Origin of the sequence: Rahnella woolbedingensis (genome assembly GCF_003602095.1) — a bacterium.
Lineage (GTDB): Bacteria > Pseudomonadota > Gammaproteobacteria > Enterobacterales > Enterobacteriaceae > Rahnella > Rahnella woolbedingensis.
The window spans coordinates 48653-70619 of the sequence record NZ_RAHH01000025.1 but is presented as its reverse complement, the minus strand read 5'-3'; the positions used below and the strand labels follow the sequence as shown (position 1 = coordinate 70619).

The following is a 21967-nucleotide window of genomic DNA, read 5'->3' as shown; positions in this document are numbered from 1 at the left end:
CAGGATACAATTGATCGCAGACATATCGCAGACGGCGCAATGCAATCCAAAAGAATTTCTGGTCGTAATGTCGCTTATCTCAGAGCTGGCCAGCCAGGCACTGACTGACGAAAATCAGGCCGCGGTCTGCTACAACGGGAGTACTGACGACGCTCACTGATTGCCAGATCCTGCGGCGGTAGTATTCAACACTGTTGGCGCTTGCCCGACCGGTTTTCCTCCGGACAAAGCGCCCCGCCATCTCCCTGTCTTATTTGCCCGATTCTCTGTTGTGCCAGTCGTTTCACATCCCTTGCAGATTGCCGCCCCGTGCCCTATTGCGCAGACTTAACTCATCGACTGACTCCCTCACTCACTCGCGGAGAACACCCATGAAAGTCTATGCACAACAGGGCGATACCCTCGATTCCCTATGCTGGCGCTATTACAACCGCACCGCTGCGGTGGTCGAAAAAGTCTACGCCGCCAATAAAGGCATCGCCGATTTAGGCCCGTTATTACCTCATGGTACAGCCGTCGATTTACCGGACATCGCAGAACAACCGGTTCAGGAAGTAATCAAATTATGGGACTGAATACTGAACGCATCAGTTCAGGTTGCGCCTATTTTATTGCCACCTCGCTGACCTGGCTCGCCAGCCTGACATCGCAGGATGTCGCCTTTATGGTCGGCTCAGCCGTCGGTGTCGGAACCTTTCTGATCAACTGGTATTACCGTCGTAAAAGCTACCAGTTGCTGGCACGAAGTGGCCTGAGCAAAGACACCTATGAAAACCTCAACTCTTAAACGCTGTAGCGCCGCCGTCGTTTTGGGGCTGATGGCGGCATTGCCGGGTTACCTGTCGTTGCAGGTATCGGAAGAGGGATTGCGGTTGATCACCGATTTTGAAGGCTGTCAGTTGCAACCCTACCAGTGCAGTGCAGGTGTATGGACCAGCGGCATCGGGCACACGGCAGGCGTTAAACCGGCGCAGGCCATTACCGAAAATCAGGCCGCGGAAAACCTGCTGGCAGATATTCAGCAGACAGAACGCGCCGTAAAAAAATGTATGCCGGTGACGATGCCGCAGCCGGTTTTTGATGCCGTCGTGTCATTCAGTTTTAACGTCGGTACCGGTGCCGCCTGTCAATCCACGCTGGCGTATTTCATCAATCACCAAAAATGGCAACAAGCCTGCGACCAGTTACCGCGCTGGGTTTTCGTGAATGGCGAACGTAACCGCGGACTGGAACGCAGGCGAAATGACGAACGAAACGTCTGCCTGAAAGGAGTCTGAATGCGCCTGTTACCGGCATTTCTGGCCGGGATGGTTTTACTGATCGCCATCCTGTTGCTTTCCAATCGCTCATTACAGCACGACCTCAACAATGCAGGTCAGCAACGCGACGCCCTGACGGCTCAGCTGCAACAACGGGAACAGCTGATCGCCGCCCTGAACCTGCAAATGCGCCAGCGCGAGCAGGCGGAAATGGCGTTACGCGAAGACCTGAATTCCGCCCATCAGGTAATGCAGGGTCGTGAAAAGCAAAGGCAGAGGAGCCTCCATGAAAATCTGCAAGCCCGTCAGTGGGCTGATACCGGGCTGCCTGATGATATTAGCCGGCTGCACCAGCGCCCCGCCTTCAGCTCCGCCAGCGATTATTTACATTGGCTGTCCGCCGGTCAGCTCATGCCCGATACCGGCCAGCAACCCCACAACGAATGAAGACCTGAGCGCCGATATTCTCCACCTGGAATCAGCGCTGATGGACTGCGGCTTACAAATTGAAGCCATTAAAAAGTGTCAGGAGGCACAACATGCAAAAACCACTTCAGCTGCAACAACGGCTCATTGAGCAGGTACCACTTCAGCTGCAACAACGGCTCATTGAGCAGGTACCGCTTCTTGCGGCCTCGCCGGACAAACTGGCGATCGCCACTGGCGCGGGTCAGGTGGTCGCGACGTCCGCCGCTTCACTTTCGTTTGAATATCGTTATCCGCTAAAGCTCACCGTCAGTGATGCCGCGGTTCCTGGTGAAGCACTCATCGACCAAATAGTGGTCGTTATTCTCGACTGGCTGCAGGTTAATCAGCCTGAAATTCTCGGCAACGCGGCCAGCCGGCTCACTGACTTTACCTTTACGCAGCAGGAGAAAACTCTGGTGCTGACGCTGCAACTGACCGAACGCGTGCAGGTTTGCGATGAAGATGATGTGCGCACCATCATTCATCTGCCTGAACCACCACTGCCGGAGAACGTGTCGCTGCCGCGTGAGGTTTATCTCAACGGAGAACTGATCAGCAGCTGGACGGTATGACCCGGTAAACCTTGTTGTGTCAGCCGCGGCCGAACGGTCACCGGTTGTCGCTCAACCCTCTGAAACGGCATCCTTTATCCCATGAATACGACTCTTCAACTCAACGACATAATGCGTCTGATTGGCAATCTGGTGCGCATCGGCAAGGTCTCAGAACTGGATCTGGCCAACGCCCGCTGCCGCGTCACGACGGGCAGCAACGTGACGGCCTGGCTGCCGTGGATGACGCACCGCGCTGGCCGCACGCGCAGCTGGTGGGCACCCTCCGTCGGCGAACAGGTTTTACTGCTCTCGATGGGCGGCGAGCTGAATACGGCATTCGTTTTACCGGCGGTATTCTCCGATGCCTCACCCGCACCATCCGCTTCGCCAGACGCCCTTCATCTGGCCTTCCCGGACGGCGCCGTTTTGGAATACGAACCGGCACAAAGTGCCCTGAAAGTGACAGGCATAAAAACCGCTGTGATTAGCGCCGCGCAAAAGGTTGAGGTGACAGCGCCCGAAATCCGCTGTACCGCCAGTACGCGCATTACGCTCGATACACCGGAAGTGGTTTGCACCACCAAGCTGACCACCGGATCCCTTGAAGTCAAACAAGGCGGCACGCTGACCGGTAACTTACCCCACAGCGGCGGCAGCCTGACATCCAACGGCATCGTTGTGCACACCCATCGTCACAGCGGTGTTCAGACCGGTGGCGGCCAGACAGGAGGCCCACAATGAGTAATCCGAAATACCTGGGGATGGACAGAAACAGCGGAATGGCTATCGAAGATCTCGACCACATCCGCCAATCCGTCAGCGACATTTTGAATACGCCGGTGGGCTCCAGAGTGATGCGCCGCAATTACGGCTCGCTGCTTTCTGAGCTGATTGACCAGCCGCAAAACGGCGCGCTGCGGCTACAGATGATGGCCGTGTGCTACACCGCCCTGTTGCAGTGGGAACCGCGCGTCTCACTGACTGCTATCACTTTCGATACCGGTTACGACGGCAAGATGGTGATTGAACTGACCGGAAGCCGTAACGATACGGCGACGGATTTTTCCCTGAATATTCCTGTGAGCTGACACTTATGGCAACGATCGACTTGAGCCAGTTACCCGCCCCCGATGTGGTCGAACAACTGGATTATGAAACCCTGCTTGAAGAACGTAAAACGACGCTGATTTCGCTCTATCCTGCCGACCAGCAGGAAGCGGTCAGCCGGACTCTGACGCTGGAATCCGAACCGCTGGTCAAATTGCTGCAGGAAAACGCTTACCGCGAACTGATCCTGCGCCAGCGCGTCAACGAATCTGCCCGCGCCGTGATGGTGGCCTATGCAACGGGCAGTGATTTGGATCAGCTGGCGGCGAATTTTAATGTTCAGCGCCTGGTTTTACGGCCTGCGGATAGCACCACAATTCCGCCAACCCCTGCCATCCTGGAGGCCGACAGCGATTTGCGTATGCGAATCCCTCAGGCATTCGAAGGGCTGAGCGTAGCCGGTCCAACAGGTGCTTACGAATACCATGCACGCTCGGCGGACGGACGTATCGCTGATGCATCAGCTATCAGCCCGTCTCCCGCAGAAGTGACTGTCACTATTTTATCGCGAGACAACGACGGCGTGGCCTCCGGTGATTTGCTCACTGCCGTCGAAAAGGCTCTGAATGATGAAGATGTCCGCCCTGTTGCCGACCGCGTCACCGTACAGGCGGCTGAGATTGTGCCTTATCATATTGATGCCGTGCTGTATGTCTTGCCCACGCCTGAAATTGAGCCAGTCCGTTCGGCGTCTGAAGCGCAGCTGAAAACCTACATCAACACGCAAAGCCGGTTGGGTCGCGATATACGGCTTTCTGCAATTTATGCCGCTCTGCATGTTGAAGGCGTTCAGCGGGTCGAGCTGTCATCTCCGCTGGCAGATATCGTACTCGATAAAACCCAGGCGTCTTTATGTACGGCCTACTCGCTCACCGTGGGAGGCTCGGATGAGTGATCGTCTGTTACCTTCGGGCTCTACTCAGCTTGAAGTTGCGGCCGCACAGGCGCTATCTCAAATCGGTAATCTCAGCGTTCCTCTGCGTGAACTTTGGGATCCTGATTCCTGCCCGCTGAAATTACTCCCTTATATTGCCTGGGCATTTTCGGTTGACCGCTGGGATGAAAACTGGACCGAGCAGGCGAAACGGTCTGCGGTTCGCGCCGCCTGGTTCGTTCACAAACACAAAGGCACCATTGGCGCATTACGCCGGGTCGTTGAACCGCTGGGGTATTTAATTCGTGTCACTGAATGGTGGCAGACCAACGATGTTGCGGGCACCTTTCACCTCGATGTCGGCGTGCTGGAAACAGGCATTACGGAAGAAATGTATCAGGAGCTCGAACGTCTGATTGCAGATGCGAAACCCTGTAGTCGTCATCTGATCGGGCTCTCAATTAATCTGGACGTCACCGGAGATTTTTATATCGCCGCAGCGACTTACGACGGCGAAGAACTGACGGTATACCCCTATTTCCCTGAAACCATTACTGCCTCCGGCTCTGCATTTACCGGTTCAGCAATCCATTTAATCGACAACCTGAGAGTAAATTATGACAGCTAAATATTATGCGTTGCTGACCAATCTGGGTGCAGCAAAACTGGCCAATGCAACAGCGTTGGGCACGCAACTCAGCCTGACGCAAATGGCAGTGGGAGACGGCGGAGGTGTATTGCCAACTCCCGATCCGGCACAAACAAAATTGATCGGCGAGAAACGTCGCGCTGCGCTCAACTCACTCAGCGTTGATCCGGCGAATACTAACCAGATCATTGCTGAACAGATCATTCCCGAAGATCAGGGGGGATTTTGGATCCGCGAGATTGGCTTATTCGATCAGGACAATACGCTGATTGCCATAGCCAACTGCCCTGAAACCTATAAACCGCAATTGCAGGAAGGCAGCGGCCGTACTCAAACCGTTCGTATGATTTTAGTGGTAAACAGTACGGATGCGGTGACACTGAAAATTGACCCCTCGGTGGTGCTGGCTACGCGTAAATGTGTCGATGATAAAGTCATTGAGGTTAAAGCGTATGCTGATGATCTGATGGCGAAGCATGTGGCGGCAGCAAATCCTCATCCACAATACGATCTTCCGGTAGGCATTCCGCTGCCCTGGCCGACAGCAACACCGCCAGTCGGTTGGTTAAAATGTAATGGCGCGGCATTTGATAAAGCAAAATATCCTAAATTAGCCACAGCATACCCCTCTGGTAACTTACCTGATTTACGTGGTGTATTTATCCGAGGTTGGGATGACGGACGCGGCATAGATACTGGACGTGAAGTTTTAAATTATGCACAAGATAAATTACGTAAACATACCCACGCGTTTCTTTTTGGCTCAGGAGATGGTCAAAAAGTTCCAGCAGTAAATGAAGAATATCGCCAAGGAGCAGCCAACGTTTACTATGCTGCTACTGGAGATAGCGGACTCTATATAACTGAAGAAGGTCAAAATGAAACGGCACCTTGCAACCTAGCATTCAACTATATTGTTCGCGCAGCTTAAGTTAGATTATTAAAGTTCTTATCAAATATTTTAAACAACTAATAATCTAAACATAAAAAAGAGATAATTTTCATTATCTCTTTTTTATCCCCCCCGCTGTTGTGCCACGTCCCCCACGCCCCTGATGGAATGCGCTTTCTGTTGCGAACCGGCATCCTTGCTTCACCACCCACAACAGAGAGAGTCAACCTGATGGCTGATTATCATCACGGCGTACGTGTTGTTGAAATCAATGACGGCACCCGCGTTATTTCTACCGTTTCCACCGCAATTATCGGCATGGTTTGTACCGCAGAAGATGCGGATGCGACCGTTTTTCCTTTGAATACTCCGGTTTTGGTCACTGACGTTTTGGCGGCCAGCGGTAAAGCCGGCACCAGCGGGACGTTGCGTGCCGCACTGCTGGCGATTGCTGACCAGTGTAAACCGGTCACCGTCGTGGTGCGTGTTGCCACGGGCGAAGATGAGGCTGAGACCACCAGTAATATCATCGGCGGTTCTGATGCCAATGGCCGTTACACCGGCATGAAAGCGCTGCTTTCTGCTCAGGCAGAGCTGGGCGTAAAACCTCGTATTCTCGGTGTTCCGGGTCTGGATAATCAGGCGGTCGCGACTGCACTGGCTGGTGTTTGCCAGCAACTGCGTGCCTTTGGTTATGTCGGCGTCTACGGCGCAAAAACCATTTCCGATGCGATTAAATACCGCGAAAACTTCAGTCAGCGCGAACTGATGCTGATCTGGCCGGACTTTATTAACTGGAATACCACCACCAGCCAGTCGGATATCGCTTATGCGACAGCCCGTGCTCTGGGCCTGCGTGCCAAAATCGATCAGGACACCGGCTGGCATAAAACCCTGTCAAACGTCGGCGTGAACGGCGTGACCGGCCTTTCAGCCAGCGTCTTCTGGGATTTGCAGGCGACCGGTACCGACGCCGATCTGCTGAACGAAGCCTGTGTTACCACGCTGGTACGCAAAGACGGCTTCCGTTTCTGGGGCAACCGTACCTGCAGCGATGACACGTTGTTCCTGTTTGAAAACTACACCCGTACCGCGCAGGTTCTGGCCGATACCATGGCAGAAGCGCATATGTGGGCGGTCGATAAGCCAATGACACCGACGCTGGTTCGCGACATGATCGACGGCATCAAAGCCAAAATGCGCGAAATGAAATCAGCGGGTTACATCATTGACGGTGACTGCTGGTACGACGAAACCGCAAACACGGCAGAAACCCTGAAAGCCGGCAAACTGTATATCGATTACGACTACACGCCGGTTCCTCCACTCGAAGATCTGACCCTGCGCCAGCGTATCACCGACTCTTATCTGGTGAACTTTGCCGCGTCCATTAACAGCTAAGGAGACAATGACTCATGGCACTTCCTAAGAAATTGAAATACCTGAACCTGTTTAATGACGGGAACAGCTACCTCGGCCTGGTCTCTTCACTGACGCTGCCGAAACTCACCCGCAAACTGCAAAACTATCGTGGCGGCGGCATGAGCGGTTCGGTGGCGGTGGACTTCGGTCTGGACGACGATGCACTGACGCTGGAATGGTCCATCGGCGGTCTGGATGAGCTGGTTCTGCAGCAATGGGGCAGCACATCTGATATTCCGCTGCGTTTCGCCGGTTCGCTGCAGCGCGACGATACGGGCGATGTCTCTGCCGTCGAAGTGATGATGCGCGGCCGTCACAAAGAGTTTGATTTCGGTGAGTACAAACAGGGTGAAGACACTGAAACCAAAGTCACCACCCAGTGCACGTATTTCAAACTGACTATCGACGGCAAAGAGCTCATTGAGATCGACACCGTCAACATGGTTGAAGTCGTCAACGGCGTTGACCGTCTGGCAGAACATCGTACCGCGCTCGGTCTGTAATCCTCTCCCTAAGCCGGCAGCCCATGCCGGCTTCACTTCTAACTTAAACAGGAAAAGACATGCAACCGACTGACATCACCGATAACACCGTGACTCTCGATGTTCCGCTCAAACGCGGCGATACAGAAATAACAGAAATACAGGTGACAAAACCGACCGCCGGCAGTCTGCGCGGTATCGGTCTTGCGGCACTGGCGAACGCAGATGTGGATGCGCTGATCACCATTTTGCCACGCATCACATATCCGAACCTGACCAAAGAAGAGTGCTCACGCCTGGAGCTTCCGGATCTGATCGCACTGGCAGGTAAGGTGATTGGTTTTTTATCGCCGAAACCGGTGGTGTAAGTATTGCGCCCCGCCTCACCGTGGATGACCTGATGGCAGATATCGCGGTGATATTTCACTGGCCGCCGTCCGAGCTGGACGGCATGTCACTCACCGATCTGCTGAACTGGCGACATAAGGCACTGCAACGCAGCGGAGTAAAAACAGATGAGTAATCTCGAACAGTTACCCGATACGCTTGGAAAAATAAATCAGGATCTGGCCGCATTCAGGGCCGAAACCGACAAGGTCAGAAAAAACCTGCTGATGCTGCCCGGAAAGACTTTGTTCAGCGTCATCTCAGAAGACCTCACTGACGCTTCCCTTCAGTTTGATAATTCAGTATTCGCTCCTGATAGCGAAACCGAAACACAGGCACTTTCCGGCCTGAAAAAAGCGGTGGCAAACCCGTCGGCAGAAAAGCTGCGTCAGCAACGCCCGATACAACTGGAACAACGAGGGTGGGAGGTCGGGCAACAGGTTAAAAATCGCCAACTGAAAATCGGTCAGTTAAAAAATATCAGCTCGTCTGCCCTCTCCTTCGCACAGCCCAAACTGGCATTGGCGCAAAACTTTCTGAAACCGGGTGCCGATCTGGAAGCCGGGCTGGCAGATGTGCAGTCGGTTCTTGGACTGAAAAATGACGATCCGCACGTTGCGGCTTTACGTGAGCAAAGTCTGTCGATGGCGGCTTCCGGCCATTCGCCTGCGGACGTTGTCGCCAAACAGCAGGCACTTGCGAAAAAGGGAATGAATGCTGATCAGGTTCTGGCGCAGACACCCGCAGCACTGAATGGCGCAACGCCCGCAGCCCAAATGGCGGTGACCGTTAAAGGCGATAACCTTGACGGCGATATCACTAAGCTTTTTGCTAGTTGGGACACCCTGCGCATCAATCTTTTCGACGGACAAAGCGCCGCCCTGCGGGAACTGACGCAAACCGCCACCCGCTGGCTGAGCACTGTTAATACCTGGATCACTGATAATCCGGTGCTGGTGAATTCCCTGCTCGGTCTGGCTTTAGGTATCACTGGCATTATCGGGGGAATGGGCGCGCTCGGCATGACCCTTGCGCCGGTTCTCAGCGGCATCAATATGCTGATGGCAGGAGCCGGTTTGCTGGGAACGATTTTCACCGGCACCGGCGGCGTTATTGCCGCAGCCTTTGCCGCCTTAGGACTTCCGTTGCTGCCGGTGATCGCATTGATAGCCGGGATTGGTATTGCGGTAGTGAAACTTTGGGAGCCGGTCAGCGCTTTTGTCGGTGGGGTCATCGAAGGATTTACCGCCGTCGTCGGGCCGGTAGGTGACGCTTTCGCGCCTTTCAGAACCGCACTGGGCTGGATTACAGATCTGTTTGAGCCAATTCAGTTCACCCAAAGCACCCTGAGCGGCTTCACCGATATCGGCAAACAAGTCGGCGAAGTGATCGGCGAAATTCTTGCCTCCCTGAACAGAGCTGTCACTCAGATCGGTGAAGTCTTCAGCTGGGCGAAAAAAGGATGGGATGCCATTTTTGGCAATGATGAGGATGAGCACCCGGATATTCCTGCGTCGCCGGTTGAGAGTATTTCTCCCACAGGCGGCACGCTGAGCCTGTATCAGCCAGCGAAAACCTCCGTAGCGAACAACCTGACGGATAATCGCGCAACGACCGTGAACTTAAGCTTCACTGCGACACCGGAAACGGATCATAACCAGATCAGAACCTGGATTGAAGATTCGATCAACCAGCAGAAATGGAACGACACCAACAATCTTCTCAGCCAGTACAACAACGGAGGGATTTACTCATGATGATGTCGCTGGGTTTATTCGTGTTCAAATTGAGCACGCTGCCCTACCAGAATACGAGCCGTCAGGTGAATTATGGCTGGGGAGCGAACGCGCGTTTCGGACAGCGTCCGGTTTCTCAATTTCTCGGATTGGGTGAGGAAACGATAAAAATCACCGGGCAACTCTTGCCTGAAATGACCGGCGGCATGCGCTATTTGCAGGCGCTGCAAAGCATGGCCGATTCCGGTCGTGCATGGCCGCTCATTGAAGGCAGCGGCACGATTTACGGCATGTTTATCATCAAAAATATCGCCAATGACAATGCTGAGTTTAATTCCAGCGGCCAGGCACGAAGCATCAACTTCACGCTCAATCTGACGCGCGTCGATGAATCGCAGGCCGCCATGTTCGGTGATCTGCTGACACAAGCGGAAGGTTTGTATAACAAAGCCGGTTCGGCAATCAGCAATTTCGCGGGCGGAGTCTGACCATGCTTACTGATCTTCAGTTTCCTGTTGGCGCACGCATCGCCCCCGTATTCACGCTGGCGATAAAAAATAAGGTTCTGGAAGAAAACATCTCCAGCCGCATTATCAAATTGTCAGTGACAGACAACAGCGGCTTTGAGGCCGACAAACTCGATTTAACCTTCGACGACAGCGACGGGCAATTGCAAATGCCGGTTCGCGGCGCCGTTTTGCATCTGCATCTGGGATGGTCAAAACAGGCACTCTATGACTGCGGCTATTTTACGGTAGATACGGTGGTTTATTCAGGTTCACCGGACGTCATCACGGTCACTGCCCGCAGCGCTGATTTTCGTGGTTCATTTACGACCAGGCTCAGCCAGTCGTATGACGATTACACCCTGGGCGCGATTGTCAGAATCATTTCCAGCCGCAATAAATTAGATTTGCCGGTTATCCCGCAGGAACTGGATAGCATTGTTATCCCACATATCGACCAGACCAGCGAAACGGACAGCTACTTTCTCGCCCGTCTGGCACAAAACTATGGCGCCCAGGTCACTGTCAAAAACGGCGCAATCTTGTTTTTTAAAGCGGGCACCGGCCGCACTGCATCCGGGCAGGCGATCCCATGGAAAACACTCGTGCGCAGTGATGGCGATAATCACAACTATCAGGTGATAGACAAAAAGGCCTATGACGGCGTAATGGCGCAGTGGCATGACCTTAAAACGGCGACCACCAGCAACGTCGGGTTGAAAAGCACAGGAGAAAAGAGTTATACCGCAGGCTCAGGCAGTAATGTTTTACAACTGGCTAAAATCTTCCCTGATGAAGAGACCGCTAAACGTGCAGCAGATTCAGTGTTTAAGCAGGTTCAGAATGATTCTTCGTCTTTCAGCATCCGGCTGGCTTTGGGGCGTGCCGATCTGAGCGCGCAGACACCGGTGAATGTGCAGGGATTTAAAGACGTGATCGACAGCCAGAACTGGGTGATTGATTCTGTAGTACACGAGGTTAATGAAAAGGGGTTTACGACCACTTTAAACCTGAAGCTATATATTGCAGATATCACCTATCAATCTTCAATATTACAATCATAACTTGCCTTTGCGAGTTATGAGTTTCATAATAACCTCATCGCTTATCTGTCACGCCGGAGGTTTTTATGATGCATTGCCCGCTTTGTGGAAAGGTCGCCCATACACGTTCAAGCCGTTATCTGAGTGAATCAACGAAGGAACGCTATCACCAGTGTCAGAATATTGAGTGCAGCTGCACATTTGCCACGCACGAGTCTGTCGCCCGGGTTATCTCAAAACCGGGTACCCAACCTGTAACGGCGTAGTCGTTTTGCTGCCGCTGATGCAAAAAAGACACAGTAAAAAGGGGTTAGCCAATGGCTAACCCCTTGTTCTATATTAACTAGTAGATGTCGCGTTAGCGATACCTTAGCCCAGACGTTCTTTGATACGTGCAGACTTACCAGTACGCTCACGCAGGTAGTACAGTTTAGCTTTACGAACGGCACCACGACGTTTAACAGTAATGCTGTCGATTACTGGGGAGTGAGTCTGGAATACACGCTCAACACCTTCGCCGTTAGAAATTTTGCGAACAGTGAATGCAGAGTGCAGACCGCGGTTACGAATAGCGATAACCACGCCCTCGAATGCCTGCAGACGCTTTTTAGAACCTTCAACGACCCATACCTTAATTTCCAGGGAATCACCTGGACGGAATGCAGGTACGTCTTGCTTCATCTGCTCTTGTTCGATTTGTTTAATGATATTGCTCATAATATGTCTCTTACCCTAGGTAAACTGATATATCGGGACGGCCTCGCGTTACGCTTTGGCGTTCCCTTCATAGTTTTGTTGACTGAGCCGATGTTCCTTTCGGAACTCTCTCAGCAACACCTCTTGCTCGTCAGTCAGAGCTAGGTTTTCCAGAAGTTCAGGTCTTCTAAGCCAGGTTCGACCCAGCGACTGTTTCAGGCGCCAGCGACGTATATCAGCGTGGTTTCCCGACAGTAAAACCGGCGGTACCTCCATGCCTTCCAACACTTCAGGGCGGGTATAGTGGGGGCAATCCAGCAATCCGTCAGCGAAAGAATCTTCTTCTGCTGAAGCCTGACGACCCAGGACACCCGGTATAAAGCGGGAGACTGAATCAATCAGAGTCATTGCGGGCAACTCTCCACCGCTGAGAACATAATCGCCAATTGACCATTCTTCATCAATTTCGGTTTTGATTATGCGCTCATCAATCCCTTCATAACGGCCACAAACCAGAATAATTTTCTGATGAGCCGCCAGTTCGCAAACACCGGTTTGATCCAGTTTGCGACCCTGAGGTGAAAGATAAATCACTTTCACACCTTCGCCTGCCGCTGCTTTTGCTGCATGAATCGCTTCCCGTAAGGGTTGCACCATCATCAGCATTCCGGGACCACCGCCGTAAGGGCGCTCATCCACGGTACGATGTCGATCGTATGCGAAGTCACGAGGACTCCAGCAATTTACGCTCAACAGGCCATTCTTAACTGCCCGGCCAGTTACCCCGTAATCCGTAATTGCGCGGAACATTTCAGGAAACAGGCTAATTATACCAATCCACATAGCCTACCCCTTCCAAATGTTTGACCGTTCAACCAGACCTTGTTTACGTGAATAAACACTACGGAGGTCAAAAACCAGGATCCCAATCTACTTCAACAGTGCGAGTAGCGAGATCGACTTTCTTGATAACCTGCCCATCGAGGAACGGAATCAACCGCTCCTTGAGTCCGAAGGCATCTTTCAGGTTGGCTTTAACTACCATCACATCGTTAGAACCGGTTTCCATCATATCGATGATTTTGCCCAGTTCGTAACCGGAAGTTGTCACTACCTGGCAACCAAAAAGGTCTTTCCAGTAGTAGTCACCGTCTTCCAGTGGAGGCAGTTGCTTTGAATCGACGACAATTTCGCAATTAGTCAGAAGATTCGCAGCATCCCGGTCATCAACGCCTTTGACTTTGATGATCAGGTCCTGAGTGTGGCGTTTCCAGCCTTCCAGCTCGACAACTTGCCACTTACCGGCACGCTGGATAAACCAAGGCTGGTAGTCGAAGATGCTTTCAGCGTCTTCGGTGGATGAAAACACTCTGAGCCAACCACGAATGCCGTATGTTGAACCCATTTTGCCGAGTACTAACGGCTCAGCGGGTACCACTGGATTGGATTGCTTGCTCATTGCCACCACCGCGACAGATTAAGCTGCTTTCTTAGCGTCTTTGATCAGCGCAGAAACGCGATCAGAAACGGTTGCACCCAGATCTACCCAATGGGCAACACGATCCAGGTCCAGACGCAGACCTTCAGCTTGGCCAGAAGCCAATGGGTTGAAGAAACCTACGCGTTCGATGAAACGACCGTCACGAGCGTTGCGGCTGTCGGTCACTACTACTTGATAAAACGGACGCTTTTTTGCGCCGCCACGTGCTAAACGAATTGTTACCATAACATCCTCTTTAGTTAATAAAACAACCAGACCCCATCGGGGAACGGGGTCTGGTTGCAATATAAAAAGCCCGAAAATTTTACTCATTTTGGCGCAAAAAGCAATCTAAAGCGTAGATAGCTTAGCCCGCAATTTGCATGAGCCGCCTATGTGGCTGATATATAGACAGTGATGTCGATTAACGGCCTGGAAAACCTGGTGGCATCATACCTTTCATGCCACGCATCATTTTCGCCATGCCGCCATTCTTCATTTTCTTCATCATGCGCTGCATATCGTCGAATTGCTTAAGTAAGCGGTTGACGTCCTGCACCTGCATGCCGGAACCCACCGCGATGCGGCGTTTACGGGAACCTTTAATAATTTCTGGCTTGGCGCGCTCTTTGTGCGTCATCGAGTTGATGATCGCTTCCATACGCACCAGCACTTTGTCATCCATCTGGGATTTGACGTTATCCGGCAACTGACCAACACCCGGCAGTTTGCTCATCATACTCGCCATGCCGCCCATATTACGCATTTGCTTGAGCTGCTCGAGGAAATCGGTCAGGTCAAAGCCGTCACCTTTCTTGAGTTTGCTGGCCAGCTTTTCGGCCTGTGCACGGTCGACTTTGCTCTCAATGTCTTCGATAAGAGAGAGAACGTCGCCCATACCCAGAATACGCGAAGCGATACGATCCGGATGGAACGGCTCCAGAGCATCGGTTTTTTCACCCATACCCAGGAACTTAATCGGTTTGCCGGTGATGTGACGAATCGATAGCGCAGCACCGCCACGCGCGTCACCGTCGACTTTGGTCAGGATAACACCGGTCAGCGGCAGCGCTTCGTTAAACGCTTTCGCAGTATTCGCGGCATCCTGACCGGTCATGGCATCGACCACAAACAGGGTTTCAACCGGATTAATCGCGGCATGAACCTGTTTGATTTCGTCCATCATCGCTTCGTCGACGTGTAAACGGCCGGCAGTATCGACAATCAGAACGTCGTAGAATTTCAGTTTGGCCTGTTGCAGTGCGCGGGTAACGATATCAACCGGCTTTTCCTGCGCGTCAGACGCGAAGAAATCCACTTCAACTTGCTGCGCCAGGGTTTCCAGCTGTTTGATCGCCGCAGGGCGATAAACGTCGGCAGACACCACCAGCACTTTTTTCTTTTTCTTCTCTTTCAGGAATTTCGCCAGTTTACCGACGCTGGTCGTTTTACCGGCACCTTGTAAACCTGCCATCAGAACCACAGCCGGAGGCTGCGCCGCTAAATTAAGCTCGGTGTTAGCCTCGCCCATCGCGGTTTCCAGTTCTTTCTGGACAATTTTGACGAATTCCTGACCCGGTGTCAGGCTCTTATTGACCTCAACGCCAACAGCGCTCTCTTTCACCCGGTTAATGAAGTCACGAACGACAGGAAGCGCAACGTCCGCTTCCAGTAATGCCATACGCACTTCACGTAATGTTTCTTTAATGTTTTCTTCGGTCAGCCGCCCGCGGCCGCTGATATTGCGCAGTGTGCGCGACAATCGATCGCTTAAATTCTCAAACATCGTCTCATGCTCAACGTTATGACAGGCCGCTTTTGCGACGTAATTGCGGGATTATAACACGAAGCGCGGACGATCTCTGCTTTGGCATCTCAGATAGGTTGGAGCGTGACGCCGGTAACGTTATACTGCGGTTCTCATTCACTTTTCGATGCTACCCAAACGCTATGTCAGTTTTTGCTCTCGTCGCCATGTTGGCCTATCTGCTCAGCCTTGCACTGATCATTCCGAGCATCATCCGGAAGAACAGCGCATACCGGCGTTTAGCACTGATTTCTGTTGTGGTGGCGCTTGTCTGCCACGCTGTGGCATTGCAGCAACGTATTTTTGATGTCAGCACCGGCCAGAATCTCAGCCTGGTGAACATCGGCTCCGTGGTCAGTTTGATCATCGGTACGGTGATGACCATCGTGGCATCACGCAACCGCGGCTGGTTTGTACTGCCGATTGTTTACAGCTTCTCGCTGATCAATCTGGCGTTCGTCACTTTCCTGCCGGGCGAATTCATCACGCATCTGGAAGAGAGCAAGGGCCTGCTGGTTCACATCGGCCTGGCGTTATTCTCTTATGCTACGCTGATGATCGCGGCTCTTTACGCGTTGCAGCTGGCGTGGCTGGATTATCAGCTGAAGAACAAACGTCTGACGTTCACAGCCGACATGCCACCGCTGATGAGCATCGAACGTAAATTGTTTCACATCACTCAGATTGGCGTCATTTTACTGACGCTGACGCTGTGCACCGGATTGCTGTATCTGAACAACCTGTTCAGCCCGGAGAATATCGACAAAGCCGTCTTATCGATACTGGCATGGTTCGTTTATATCGTCCTGTTGTGGGGCCATTATCACGAAGGCTGGCGTGGCCGCCGCGTGGTATGGTTCAGCATGGCGGGCGCCATCTTGCTTACTCTTGCCTATTTCGGCAGCCGCCTGATCCAGCAGATCATGGTTCATTAATTAAAAGGAATACCCGTTGGAGCACGTCTCGACAACAACCCTGATCATCACATTGATCATCATGGTGGTGGTTTCGGCTTATTTTTCAGCCTCCGAAACCGGTATGATGACACTCAACCGTTACCGGTTACGTCACCTGGCCAAACAGGGTAACCGCGCGGCGCGGCGCGTCGAAAAGCTGTTAAAACGCCCGGACCAGCTGATAAGCCTCGTGCTCATCGGCAACAACCTGGTCAACATCCTTGCTTCTGCTCTGGCAACAATTGTGGGCATTCGTCTGTACGGTGATGCCGGTGTGGCGATTGCTACCGGTGTGCTGACGTTTGTCGTCCTGCTGTTTGCCGAAGTGCTGCCAAAAACATTTGCTGCGCTGAATCCTGAACGCATCGCTTTCCCGAGCAGCATTTTGCTGCGCCCGCTGCAAACCATCATGATGCCACTGGTGTGGATCCTCAACAGTCTCTCGCGTTTGCTGATGAGGATGTTTGGCATCCAGACCACAACCGGCCTCAGCGACGCGGTCAGTAAAGAAGAGCTGCGAACCATCGTGAACGAGTCACGTTCGAATATCTCCCGTCGTAATCAGGACATGCTGCTTTCCGTGCTGGACCTGGAAAAAGTGTCCGTGGACGACATCATGGTGCCGCGTAATGAAATCGTCGGTATTGATATCAACGACGACTGGAAATCCATCATCCGCCAGCTGACGCACTCACCTCATGGCCGCATCGTGCTTTATCGTGATTCCCTCGACGATGCGATCGGTATGCTGCGCCTGCGTGAAGCCTACCGCCTGATGACTGAGAAGAAAGAGTTCACTAAAGAAAATCTGCTGCGCGCCGCCGATGAGATTTATTACATCCCGGAAGGTACGCCGCTGAACATTCAGTTGGTGAAATTCCAGCGGAATAAAAAGAAAGTGGGCATCGTGGTGGATGAATACGGTGATATTCAGGGGCTGGTCACGGTAGAAGATATCCTCGAAGAGATCGTTGGTGATTTCACCACGTCGATGTCACCGACGCTTGCTGAGGAAGTTACCCCGCAAAGCGACGGTTCCGTGCTGATTGAAGGCAGTGCCAACGTGCGCGAGCTGAACAAAGCTTTCAACTGGCATCTGCCTGAAGACGGCGCGCGCACCATTAACGGTATGCTGCTGGAAGTGCTCGAAGAAATCCCCAATATCGGGGTCAGCTTACGCATTGAAGATTACGAAGTCGAAGTGCTGGACGTACAGGACAACATGATCAAACAGGTGCAGGTTCGTCCGTTACAGCCTCTGAAAAATACGGTCAATCAGCACTAGTCCTCTGAATTTCAGGCATAAAAAAAGACGCGAAGTTCGCGTCTTTTTTGTCTTCTGCACACTTCAAAACTAGATGTGCAACTCGGACAATTTTTCTTTTGGCAGAGCCAGTTCATCGTTATGGTTTACCACAACGTCGTGATCGATGATGTGCTGCGCGATTTCCTGCGCTTCTTTCAGGGAATGCATCTCGAAAGTACCGCACTGGTATTCATTCAGCTCAGGGATCTGACGCTGTTCTTTTACCTTCAGAACATCCGCCATCGCCGCTTTCCAGGCATCCGCCACGCGTTGCTCTTCCGGCACACCGATCAGGCTCATATAGAAACCTGTGCGGCAACCCATCGGAGAAATATCGATGATCTCAACACCGCTACCGTTCAGGTGATTACGCATGAACCCTGCAAACAGGTGCTCAAGAGTATGAATACCACGCTCAGGCATCACTTCAATGTTCGGGCGGCAGAAGCGCAGATCGAACACAGTAATGGTGTCCCCGTGTGGGGTGTGCATGGTTTTTGCGACGCGAACAGCAGGTGCTGCCATACGGGTATGGTCTACGGTAAAGCTATCCAACAGTGGCATATCGTCACCTCTCCTAAATAAATTTAATTTTTTTACGAACTCAGGAAACCTTTTCCCTGCATGCGGGTCTTAATTAGTGAAAGACGCGCATTTGTTATCATCATCCCTGTAAACAGAGATGTTTATTTGGCCACATTGATTGTGGCCTTTTTCTTTTCTACTCAACGCTACTTTCTATTCAACGCTACTGCCTGCATTCGCAGCCAGGTATTCTTCAAAGCTTAGCTTATCCGCCGCTTCCAGTGCGCGCTGACGCTGCCAGGAGCCGTCCTGCTCAGCCATTAATGCGCTGGCATCCAGAACTTCCAGTGGCTCACTGACCAGCATCTGACGATACTTCTCCGCCAGTTCCAGCCCGAGATTACCGACGCCCTGCTGTTCCAGATCTTTCAGGATACGCGCCGAGTAAGTCAGTTCAGGGTCATCAAACGCCGCAACCAGTTCCTTGCAGACATCCTGATAAAGGGTATCGCCGTTTTGGTTATCCATGACCTGAGCCACACGGTTCAAATCAGCAAACAACGCATTGCCCACTTTGGCTAACGGCTGACGTTCATCGTGACATCCGATACCAATAGTCTGGCCCGGTTTGCGCCCTTCAAGGATCACCCGATTCCAGTTTTGACGCGTGCAAAGCAGCTCATCACTGTTCATTTCCGGGGCATCGGCTAAAGCACACCATACCAAAAACAGATCCAGGAAACGCGCCTGAGTGGCATCAATGCCCACCGGCGAGAACGGATTGACGTCCAGCGAACGAACCTCAATGTATTCAATCCCGCTGCGCATCAGCGCATCAGAAGGAGTTTCACCGGATTTGGTGACGCGCTTAGGACGAATTGGCGCATAAAGTTCGTTCTCAATCTGTAACACATTGGTGTTCAGTTGCAGATATTTTCCGTCCTTCTGCACCCCCATTTCCGCATATTCAGCAGAGGGTGTGCGAATGGCCTTTTTAACGCCCTGAACGTACGTACTCAGGTCGTTAAAGGTAATGCCCAGATTGCTTTGTGACTTATTGGTGTAACCCAAATCACTCAGACGCAGCGAGGTTGCATACGGCAGATAGCACAATCCCGCTTCGGTATATTCAAACGGCAAATCTGTTTCACGCCCTTTGAGGAATGAAGAACAGATGGCAGGCGAGGCCCCGAACAGATAAGGGATCACCCAGCCAAAACGGTAATAGTTGCGGATGAGTTTGAAATACCCCGCAGAAATCGCCTCTTTGCCGCTTTCAATATCGGTCACGCCCAGCTTTTCCTGCCAGAACGTCAGCGGCAACGAGAAATTGTAATGGATGCCGGAAATGACCTGCATCAGTGCGCCATAACGGTTTTTGAGACCTTCACGATAAAGCGTTTTAAAGCGCCCGGCGTTAGAGGAACCGTATTGTGCCAGCTCGATATCCTGTCCGGATTCGATAAAGCACGGCATGCTGAATGGCCACATACGCTCGTCACCGAGCTCACGGGCCACGTGACGATGGATGTCACGCAGGAACGCCATCAGATGCTCAATATTGTCATCGACGGGCGTAATGAATTCTAATAAAGCTTCAGCAAAATCGGTGGTTATCCAGCGATGCGTCAGTGCCGCACCTAAAGATTCCGGATGGCCGGTTGTCGCTAATGAGCCATCGGGATTAACCCGCAGCGTTTCGCGCTCAATACCGCGACGAATGCCTTTTAATGCCTGAGGGTGGGCTTCCAGCCAGGAAAGCGCCTGAGATACATCCGGGATCAAATTGACCTCCCGCTCGGTGAAACCATTAATTTGCAAGCATACTGAGTCTGCATAGATGTGACCATAATTGATAGCTGATACCAATCTAACTGAACCATGAGAGCCCCTCCAGCGTTACAAAAGTCAAAAGGATGTAACGCACTGCTTTTCCAATACACATGAAAAAGACCACAGGCCCCCACGGCATTCGCAGCCAACCTGCTAACACGCACAACACATCACCTATCACCGGTAACCAGCTCAGCAATAAAGCTGCCGGTCCAAAGCGCTTCAACCAACCCTGTGCAACGTGGAGTCCACGCTGAGGTTTAAGCTGTGGCAGAAAGCGTCCGATGATGACATTGGTTATGCCACCTAAGGTATTGCCAACAGTTGCAGACAAAACCAGTGCCGCTGGCATTGCGCTGCCAGCTGACAATAAAGCCACTAATAAAACTTCTGAATTTCCAGGCAAAAGTGTGGCGCTTAGAAAGCTGCTGCCGAATAAGGAAGCCAGCGCCACGGCGCTGCTCACAGCGTACGCACGTCCACAAATGCCATATTGGCGCGTTTCGCCGCCTCGATACCGAAATCCGCATCTTCAAACACAACGCATTTTTCGGGAGGTACGCCGATTAACTCAGCGCAACGCAAAAATGTGTCCGGGGCAGGTTTGTGGTTCTGTACGTCATTGGCACCCACGATCGCATCAAAGCAATCACGCAGGCCCAAATGGCGCAACAGGGCATCCGCCATCCAGTGCTCACTGCCCGTGCCCACTGCCATTGGCCGGCGGCCATGATAGGCCTTCACGACATCTATCAACGGCAACGGACGGACAGTATCGAGCAACATTTCCTGAACCGCTGCCGTCTTCTCAGCCGCCAGAAGATGGGGATCCATCTCGACATTATTACTGTCGATCACAAACTTAGCGATGTGCCAGGTCGGAGAACCATTCAGAGCAACCATGGATTCGACATCAAACTGCATGCTGTATTTGGTCAATACCTGATGCCATGCCTTACGGTGCGTCGGTTCGGTATCTAATATGGTGCCATCCATATCAAATATTAGTCCTTGGTATCGATCGTACATCGAAAGCTCCATGATCACGAAAAAACAGGAAAACTACTTTATCGCAAAGTCTTTCGAAAGTCGCATTTTGTCCACACCTACAGCACATCCGAACACGTAGGAAAGATCAGAGAAATGAAAAGGAAGAGGTGAAATACAGAGGTCAAACGCAGAAAGCAAAAAACCCGCCGAAGCGGGTTTCTCTAATGCTGAAATAAAAAACACTTCAACATGTTTGGAATATGGTGCACCCAGGAAGATTACTCGGCGGGCCTCGCCCTGCGAGCCGTTGCTAAAGCAACGTTATCTTCCCTCGTGCTACCTTCATGCCGGAGGACGCTATATGAAAGTCGTCGCTGCAACATGTTTGGAATATGGTGCACCCAGGAAGATTCGAACTTCCGACCGCTCGGTTCGTAGCCGAGTACTCTATCCAGCTGAGCTATGGGTGCATTTTGATTCTTACTGCAGATTTACCTGACCATTTTTCCGTACTACATCAGCTTTCGCCTTTGCCCGTCACGCTCATTTGATTGCAAATCAACATACGTTCAGGAAAGTATGGTGCACCCAGGAAGATTCGAACTTCCGACCGCTCGGTTCGTAGCCGAGTACTCTATCCAGCTGAGCTATGGGTGCATTTTAAATGGCGGTGAGGCGGGGATTCGAACCCCGGATGCAGCTTTTGACCGCATACTCCCTTAGCAGGGGAGCGCCTTCAGCCTCTCGGCCACCTCACCATACGCCTCTTGCGAGTGTGCTGACTAACTTTGTTTAAGCTCATCGGCACTGCGTGGCGCACATATTACTTTCTGGCCCTTATAAGTCAAACCCTTTTTTCCTAACAATCACCCGTTTGGACATTTCACGCGCAACCTGAGCAGTTTGAACACAAAAACAGAGGCCAGATACACAAAAAACGTCTTCATATTTGATAAATGGCAAATCGGATACGTTCAGCAGGAGTCAATAAAAAA

31 protein-coding genes and 3 tRNA genes are annotated in these 21967 nt (G+C 52.1%); 22 read left to right on the top strand and 12 right to left on the bottom strand.

The window, feature by feature from the left end; all coding sequences use genetic code 11:
• The first annotated feature begins 10 nt into the window (after positions 1 to 10).
• The 20 genes from D6C13_RS19275 (at position 11) to D6C13_RS19185 (ending at position 11645) form a co-directional block, all read left to right on the top strand.
• On the top strand, positions 11 to 160 hold the full coding sequence (locus D6C13_RS19275; RefSeq protein WP_425272727.1) for a hypothetical protein: 150 nt from the start codon (positions 11 to 13) through the stop codon (positions 158 to 160).
• Positions 161 to 371: 211 nt separating this feature from the next.
• A complete protein-coding gene (locus D6C13_RS19270) occupies positions 372 to 575 on the top strand; it encodes a tail protein X (RefSeq protein WP_120134282.1) in 204 nt (67 codons plus the stop codon).
• The gene (locus D6C13_RS19265) at positions 566 to 787 is read left to right on the top strand and encodes an HP1 family phage holin (RefSeq protein ID WP_120134281.1); all 222 of its coding nucleotides are present in this window, start codon (positions 566 to 568) and stop codon (positions 785 to 787) included. Before D6C13_RS19270 ends, D6C13_RS19265 begins: the two co-directional genes overlap by 10 nt.
• Entirely contained in the window at positions 768 to 1277 is a 510-nt protein-coding gene (locus D6C13_RS19260; protein WP_120134280.1) for a lysozyme, read from the top strand. Before D6C13_RS19265 ends, D6C13_RS19260 begins: the two co-directional genes overlap by 20 nt.
• The gene (lysB, locus tag D6C13_RS19255) at positions 1278 to 1706 is read left to right on the top strand and encodes an Rz-like lysis system protein LysB (RefSeq protein ID WP_120134279.1); all 429 of its coding nucleotides are present in this window, start codon (positions 1278 to 1280) and stop codon (positions 1704 to 1706) included. It begins immediately after the preceding gene.
• Positions 1591 to 1836, top strand: coding sequence for an Rz1-like lysis system protein LysC (lysC, locus tag D6C13_RS25935; RefSeq protein ID WP_244212723.1), 246 nt, complete (start codon positions 1591 to 1593; stop codon positions 1834 to 1836). Before lysB ends, lysC begins: the two co-directional genes overlap by 116 nt.
• On the top strand, positions 1799 to 2299 hold the full coding sequence (locus D6C13_RS19250; RefSeq protein ID WP_120134278.1) for a phage tail protein: 501 nt from the start codon (positions 1799 to 1801) through the stop codon (positions 2297 to 2299). Before lysC ends, D6C13_RS19250 begins: the two co-directional genes overlap by 38 nt.
• Before the next feature lie 81 nt (positions 2300 to 2380).
• Entirely contained in the window at positions 2381 to 3022 is a 642-nt protein-coding gene (locus D6C13_RS19245; RefSeq protein WP_120134277.1) for a phage baseplate assembly protein V, read from the top strand.
• Positions 3019 to 3369: a GPW/gp25 family protein gene (locus D6C13_RS19240; protein WP_120134276.1), complete on the top strand. Its 351-nt coding sequence runs from the start codon at positions 3019 to 3021 to the stop codon at positions 3367 to 3369. The genes D6C13_RS19245 and D6C13_RS19240 overlap by 4 nt, the downstream gene beginning before the upstream one ends.
• A gap of 5 nt (positions 3370 to 3374) precedes the next feature.
• Positions 3375 to 4283, top strand: coding sequence for a baseplate assembly protein (locus D6C13_RS19235; RefSeq protein ID WP_120134275.1), 909 nt, complete (start codon positions 3375 to 3377; stop codon positions 4281 to 4283).
• Positions 4276 to 4890: a phage tail protein I gene (locus D6C13_RS19230; protein ID WP_120134274.1), complete on the top strand. Its 615-nt coding sequence runs from the start codon at positions 4276 to 4278 to the stop codon at positions 4888 to 4890. The genes D6C13_RS19235 and D6C13_RS19230 overlap by 8 nt, the downstream gene beginning before the upstream one ends.
• Positions 4880 to 5842, top strand: coding sequence for a phage tail protein (locus tag D6C13_RS19225; RefSeq protein WP_120134273.1), 963 nt, complete (start codon positions 4880 to 4882; stop codon positions 5840 to 5842). Before D6C13_RS19230 ends, D6C13_RS19225 begins: the two co-directional genes overlap by 11 nt.
• A 192-nt stretch (positions 5843 to 6034) precedes the next feature.
• Positions 6035 to 7204, top strand: a complete 1170-nt coding sequence (locus tag D6C13_RS19220) for a phage tail sheath protein (protein ID WP_120134272.1) — start codon at positions 6035 to 6037, stop codon at positions 7202 to 7204.
• A 14-nt stretch (positions 7205 to 7218) separates the two neighbouring features.
• Positions 7219 to 7728, top strand: coding sequence for a phage major tail tube protein (locus tag D6C13_RS19215; protein ID WP_013574045.1), 510 nt, complete (start codon positions 7219 to 7221; stop codon positions 7726 to 7728).
• A gap of 59 nt (positions 7729 to 7787) precedes the next feature.
• Positions 7788 to 8075 (top strand): phage tail assembly protein, encoded by a 288-nt coding sequence (locus D6C13_RS19210; protein ID WP_120134271.1) that lies wholly within the window; start codon positions 7788 to 7790, stop codon positions 8073 to 8075.
• Positions 8076 to 8095: 20 nt separating this feature from the next.
• On the top strand, positions 8096 to 8230 hold the full coding sequence (locus D6C13_RS19205; RefSeq protein ID WP_120134270.1) for a GpE family phage tail protein: 135 nt from the start codon (positions 8096 to 8098) through the stop codon (positions 8228 to 8230).
• Positions 8223 to 9851: a phage tail tape measure protein gene (locus tag D6C13_RS19200; RefSeq protein WP_120134269.1), complete on the top strand. Its 1629-nt coding sequence runs from the start codon at positions 8223 to 8225 to the stop codon at positions 9849 to 9851. The genes D6C13_RS19205 and D6C13_RS19200 overlap by 8 nt, the downstream gene beginning before the upstream one ends.
• Positions 9848 to 10318 carry a phage tail protein gene (locus D6C13_RS19195; RefSeq protein WP_120134268.1) on the top strand — a complete coding sequence of 157 codons (471 nt, stop codon included), beginning with the start codon at positions 9848 to 9850 and terminating at the stop codon, positions 10316 to 10318. The genes D6C13_RS19200 and D6C13_RS19195 overlap by 4 nt, the downstream gene beginning before the upstream one ends.
• 2 nt (positions 10319 to 10320) lie before the next feature.
• On the top strand, positions 10321 to 11400 hold the full coding sequence (locus D6C13_RS19190; RefSeq protein WP_120134267.1) for a contractile injection system protein, VgrG/Pvc8 family: 1080 nt from the start codon (positions 10321 to 10323) through the stop codon (positions 11398 to 11400).
• A gap of 65 nt (positions 11401 to 11465) precedes the next feature.
• Complete coding sequence (locus D6C13_RS19185; RefSeq protein ID WP_120134266.1) at positions 11466 to 11645, top strand: ogr/Delta-like zinc finger family protein; 180 nt, start codon at positions 11466 to 11468, stop codon at positions 11643 to 11645.
• Between the two features lie 103 nt (positions 11646 to 11748).
• Here the strand turns inward: D6C13_RS19185 and rplS are convergent, their stop codons facing one another.
• The 5 genes from rplS to ffh form a co-directional block, all read right to left on the bottom strand.
• Positions 11749 to 12096 carry a 50S ribosomal protein L19 gene (gene rplS / locus D6C13_RS19180; RefSeq protein ID WP_095923499.1) on the bottom strand — a complete coding sequence of 116 codons (348 nt, stop codon included), beginning with the start codon at positions 12094 to 12096 and terminating at the stop codon, positions 11749 to 11751.
• A gap of 48 nt (positions 12097 to 12144) precedes the next feature.
• Positions 12145 to 12918, bottom strand: coding sequence for a tRNA (guanosine(37)-N1)-methyltransferase TrmD (trmD, locus tag D6C13_RS19175; protein WP_120134265.1), 774 nt, complete (start codon positions 12916 to 12918; stop codon positions 12145 to 12147).
• Positions 12919 to 12985: 67 nt separating this feature from the next.
• A complete protein-coding gene (gene rimM / locus D6C13_RS19170) occupies positions 12986 to 13534 on the bottom strand; it encodes a ribosome maturation factor RimM (protein WP_013574036.1) in 549 nt (182 codons plus the stop codon).
• Between the two features lie 18 nt (positions 13535 to 13552).
• Entirely contained in the window at positions 13553 to 13801 is a 249-nt protein-coding gene (gene rpsP, locus D6C13_RS19165) for a 30S ribosomal protein S16 (protein WP_120134264.1), read from the bottom strand.
• A gap of 178 nt (positions 13802 to 13979) precedes the next feature.
• Positions 13980 to 15341: a signal recognition particle protein gene (gene ffh / locus D6C13_RS19160; protein ID WP_112286849.1), complete on the bottom strand. Its 1362-nt coding sequence runs from the start codon at positions 15339 to 15341 to the stop codon at positions 13980 to 13982.
• 164 nt (positions 15342 to 15505) lie between these two features.
• On the opposite strand from ffh, the gene D6C13_RS19155 reads away from it, so the two are divergent.
• Together D6C13_RS19155 and D6C13_RS19150 are read left to right on the top strand one after the other, a co-directional pair.
• Positions 15506 to 16297 carry a cytochrome C assembly family protein gene (locus D6C13_RS19155; RefSeq protein WP_013574033.1) on the top strand — a complete coding sequence of 264 codons (792 nt, stop codon included), beginning with the start codon at positions 15506 to 15508 and terminating at the stop codon, positions 16295 to 16297.
• A 16-nt stretch (positions 16298 to 16313) separates the two neighbouring features.
• Positions 16314 to 17603: an HlyC/CorC family transporter gene (locus D6C13_RS19150; protein ID WP_120134263.1), complete on the top strand. Its 1290-nt coding sequence runs from the start codon at positions 16314 to 16316 to the stop codon at positions 17601 to 17603.
• A gap of 69 nt (positions 17604 to 17672) precedes the next feature.
• Here D6C13_RS19150 and luxS read toward each other — a convergent pair whose 3' ends face one another.
• From luxS to D6C13_RS19115, 7 genes are all read right to left on the bottom strand, one after another.
• The gene (gene luxS / locus D6C13_RS19145; protein ID WP_120134262.1) at positions 17673 to 18188 is read right to left on the bottom strand and encodes an S-ribosylhomocysteine lyase; all 516 of its coding nucleotides are present in this window, start codon (positions 18186 to 18188) and stop codon (positions 17673 to 17675) included.
• Positions 18189 to 18362: 174 nt separating this feature from the next.
• The gene (gshA, locus tag D6C13_RS19140) at positions 18363 to 19934 is read right to left on the bottom strand and encodes a glutamate--cysteine ligase (protein WP_120134261.1); all 1572 of its coding nucleotides are present in this window, start codon (positions 19932 to 19934) and stop codon (positions 18363 to 18365) included.
• A gap of 85 nt (positions 19935 to 20019) precedes the next feature.
• On the bottom strand, positions 20020 to 20448 hold the full coding sequence (locus D6C13_RS19135; protein WP_120134260.1) for a YqaA family protein: 429 nt from the start codon (positions 20446 to 20448) through the stop codon (positions 20020 to 20022).
• On the bottom strand, positions 20445 to 21011 hold the full coding sequence (gene yqaB, locus D6C13_RS19130; protein ID WP_120134259.1) for a fructose-1-phosphate/6-phosphogluconate phosphatase: 567 nt from the start codon (positions 21009 to 21011) through the stop codon (positions 20445 to 20447). Before yqaB ends, D6C13_RS19135 begins: the two co-directional genes overlap by 4 nt.
• Before the next feature lie 354 nt (positions 21012 to 21365).
• Positions 21366 to 21442: transfer RNA gene (locus D6C13_RS19125), tRNA-Arg, on the bottom strand.
• Between the two features lie 110 nt (positions 21443 to 21552).
• A tRNA-Arg gene (locus tag D6C13_RS19120) sits at positions 21553 to 21629 on the bottom strand.
• 8 nt (positions 21630 to 21637) lie between these two features.
• Positions 21638 to 21730: transfer RNA gene (locus D6C13_RS19115), tRNA-Ser, on the bottom strand.
• Between the last annotated feature and the right edge of the window lie 237 nt (positions 21731 to 21967).

Bases quoted from the DNA above. Each gene is read 5' to 3' on its own strand.
- D6C13_RS19270 (WP_120134282.1), top strand. From the start codon at position 372: ATGAAAGTCTATGCACAACAGGGCGATACCCTCGATTCCCTATGCTGG.
- D6C13_RS19265 (WP_120134281.1), top strand. From the start codon at position 566: ATGGGACTGAATACTGAACGCATCAGTTCAGGTTGCGCCTATTTTATT.
- D6C13_RS19260 (WP_120134280.1), top strand. From the start codon at position 768: ATGAAAACCTCAACTCTTAAACGCTGTAGCGCCGCCGTCGTTTTGGGG.
- lysB (WP_120134279.1), top strand. From the start codon at position 1,278: ATGCGCCTGTTACCGGCATTTCTGGCCGGGATGGTTTTACTGATCGCC.
- lysC (WP_244212723.1), top strand. From the start codon at position 1,591: ATGATATTAGCCGGCTGCACCAGCGCCCCGCCTTCAGCTCCGCCAGCG.
- D6C13_RS19250 (WP_120134278.1), top strand. From the start codon at position 1,799: ATGCAAAAACCACTTCAGCTGCAACAACGGCTCATTGAGCAGGTACCA.
- D6C13_RS19245 (WP_120134277.1), top strand. From the start codon at position 2,381: ATGAATACGACTCTTCAACTCAACGACATAATGCGTCTGATTGGCAAT.
- D6C13_RS19240 (WP_120134276.1), top strand. From the start codon at position 3,019: ATGAGTAATCCGAAATACCTGGGGATGGACAGAAACAGCGGAATGGCT.
- D6C13_RS19235 (WP_120134275.1), top strand. From the start codon at position 3,375: ATGGCAACGATCGACTTGAGCCAGTTACCCGCCCCCGATGTGGTCGAA.
- D6C13_RS19230 (WP_120134274.1), top strand. From the start codon at position 4,276: ATGAGTGATCGTCTGTTACCTTCGGGCTCTACTCAGCTTGAAGTTGCG.
- D6C13_RS19225 (WP_120134273.1), top strand. From the start codon at position 4,880: ATGACAGCTAAATATTATGCGTTGCTGACCAATCTGGGTGCAGCAAAA.
- D6C13_RS19220 (WP_120134272.1), top strand. From the start codon at position 6,035: ATGGCTGATTATCATCACGGCGTACGTGTTGTTGAAATCAATGACGGC.
- D6C13_RS19215 (WP_013574045.1), top strand. From the start codon at position 7,219: ATGGCACTTCCTAAGAAATTGAAATACCTGAACCTGTTTAATGACGGG.
- D6C13_RS19210 (WP_120134271.1), top strand. From the start codon at position 7,788: ATGCAACCGACTGACATCACCGATAACACCGTGACTCTCGATGTTCCG.
- D6C13_RS19200 (WP_120134269.1), top strand. From the start codon at position 8,223: ATGAGTAATCTCGAACAGTTACCCGATACGCTTGGAAAAATAAATCAG.
- D6C13_RS19195 (WP_120134268.1), top strand. From the start codon at position 9,848: ATGATGATGTCGCTGGGTTTATTCGTGTTCAAATTGAGCACGCTGCCC.
- D6C13_RS19190 (WP_120134267.1), top strand. From the start codon at position 10,321: ATGCTTACTGATCTTCAGTTTCCTGTTGGCGCACGCATCGCCCCCGTA.
- D6C13_RS19185 (WP_120134266.1), top strand. From the start codon at position 11,466: ATGATGCATTGCCCGCTTTGTGGAAAGGTCGCCCATACACGTTCAAGC.
- rplS (WP_095923499.1), bottom strand. From the start codon at position 12,096: ATGAGCAATATCATTAAACAAATCGAACAAGAGCAGATGAAGCAAGAC.
- trmD (WP_120134265.1), bottom strand. From the start codon at position 12,918: ATGTGGATTGGTATAATTAGCCTGTTTCCTGAAATGTTCCGCGCAATT.
- rimM (WP_013574036.1), bottom strand. From the start codon at position 13,534: ATGAGCAAGCAATCCAATCCAGTGGTACCCGCTGAGCCGTTAGTACTC.
- rpsP (WP_120134264.1), bottom strand. From the start codon at position 13,801: ATGGTAACAATTCGTTTAGCACGTGGCGGCGCAAAAAAGCGTCCGTTT.
- ffh (WP_112286849.1), bottom strand. From the start codon at position 15,341: ATGTTTGAGAATTTAAGCGATCGATTGTCGCGCACACTGCGCAATATC.
- D6C13_RS19155 (WP_013574033.1), top strand. From the start codon at position 15,506: ATGTCAGTTTTTGCTCTCGTCGCCATGTTGGCCTATCTGCTCAGCCTT.
- luxS (WP_120134262.1), bottom strand. From the start codon at position 18,188: ATGCCACTGTTGGATAGCTTTACCGTAGACCATACCCGTATGGCAGCA.
- yqaB (WP_120134259.1), bottom strand. From the start codon at position 21,011: ATGTACGATCGATACCAAGGACTAATATTTGATATGGATGGCACCATA.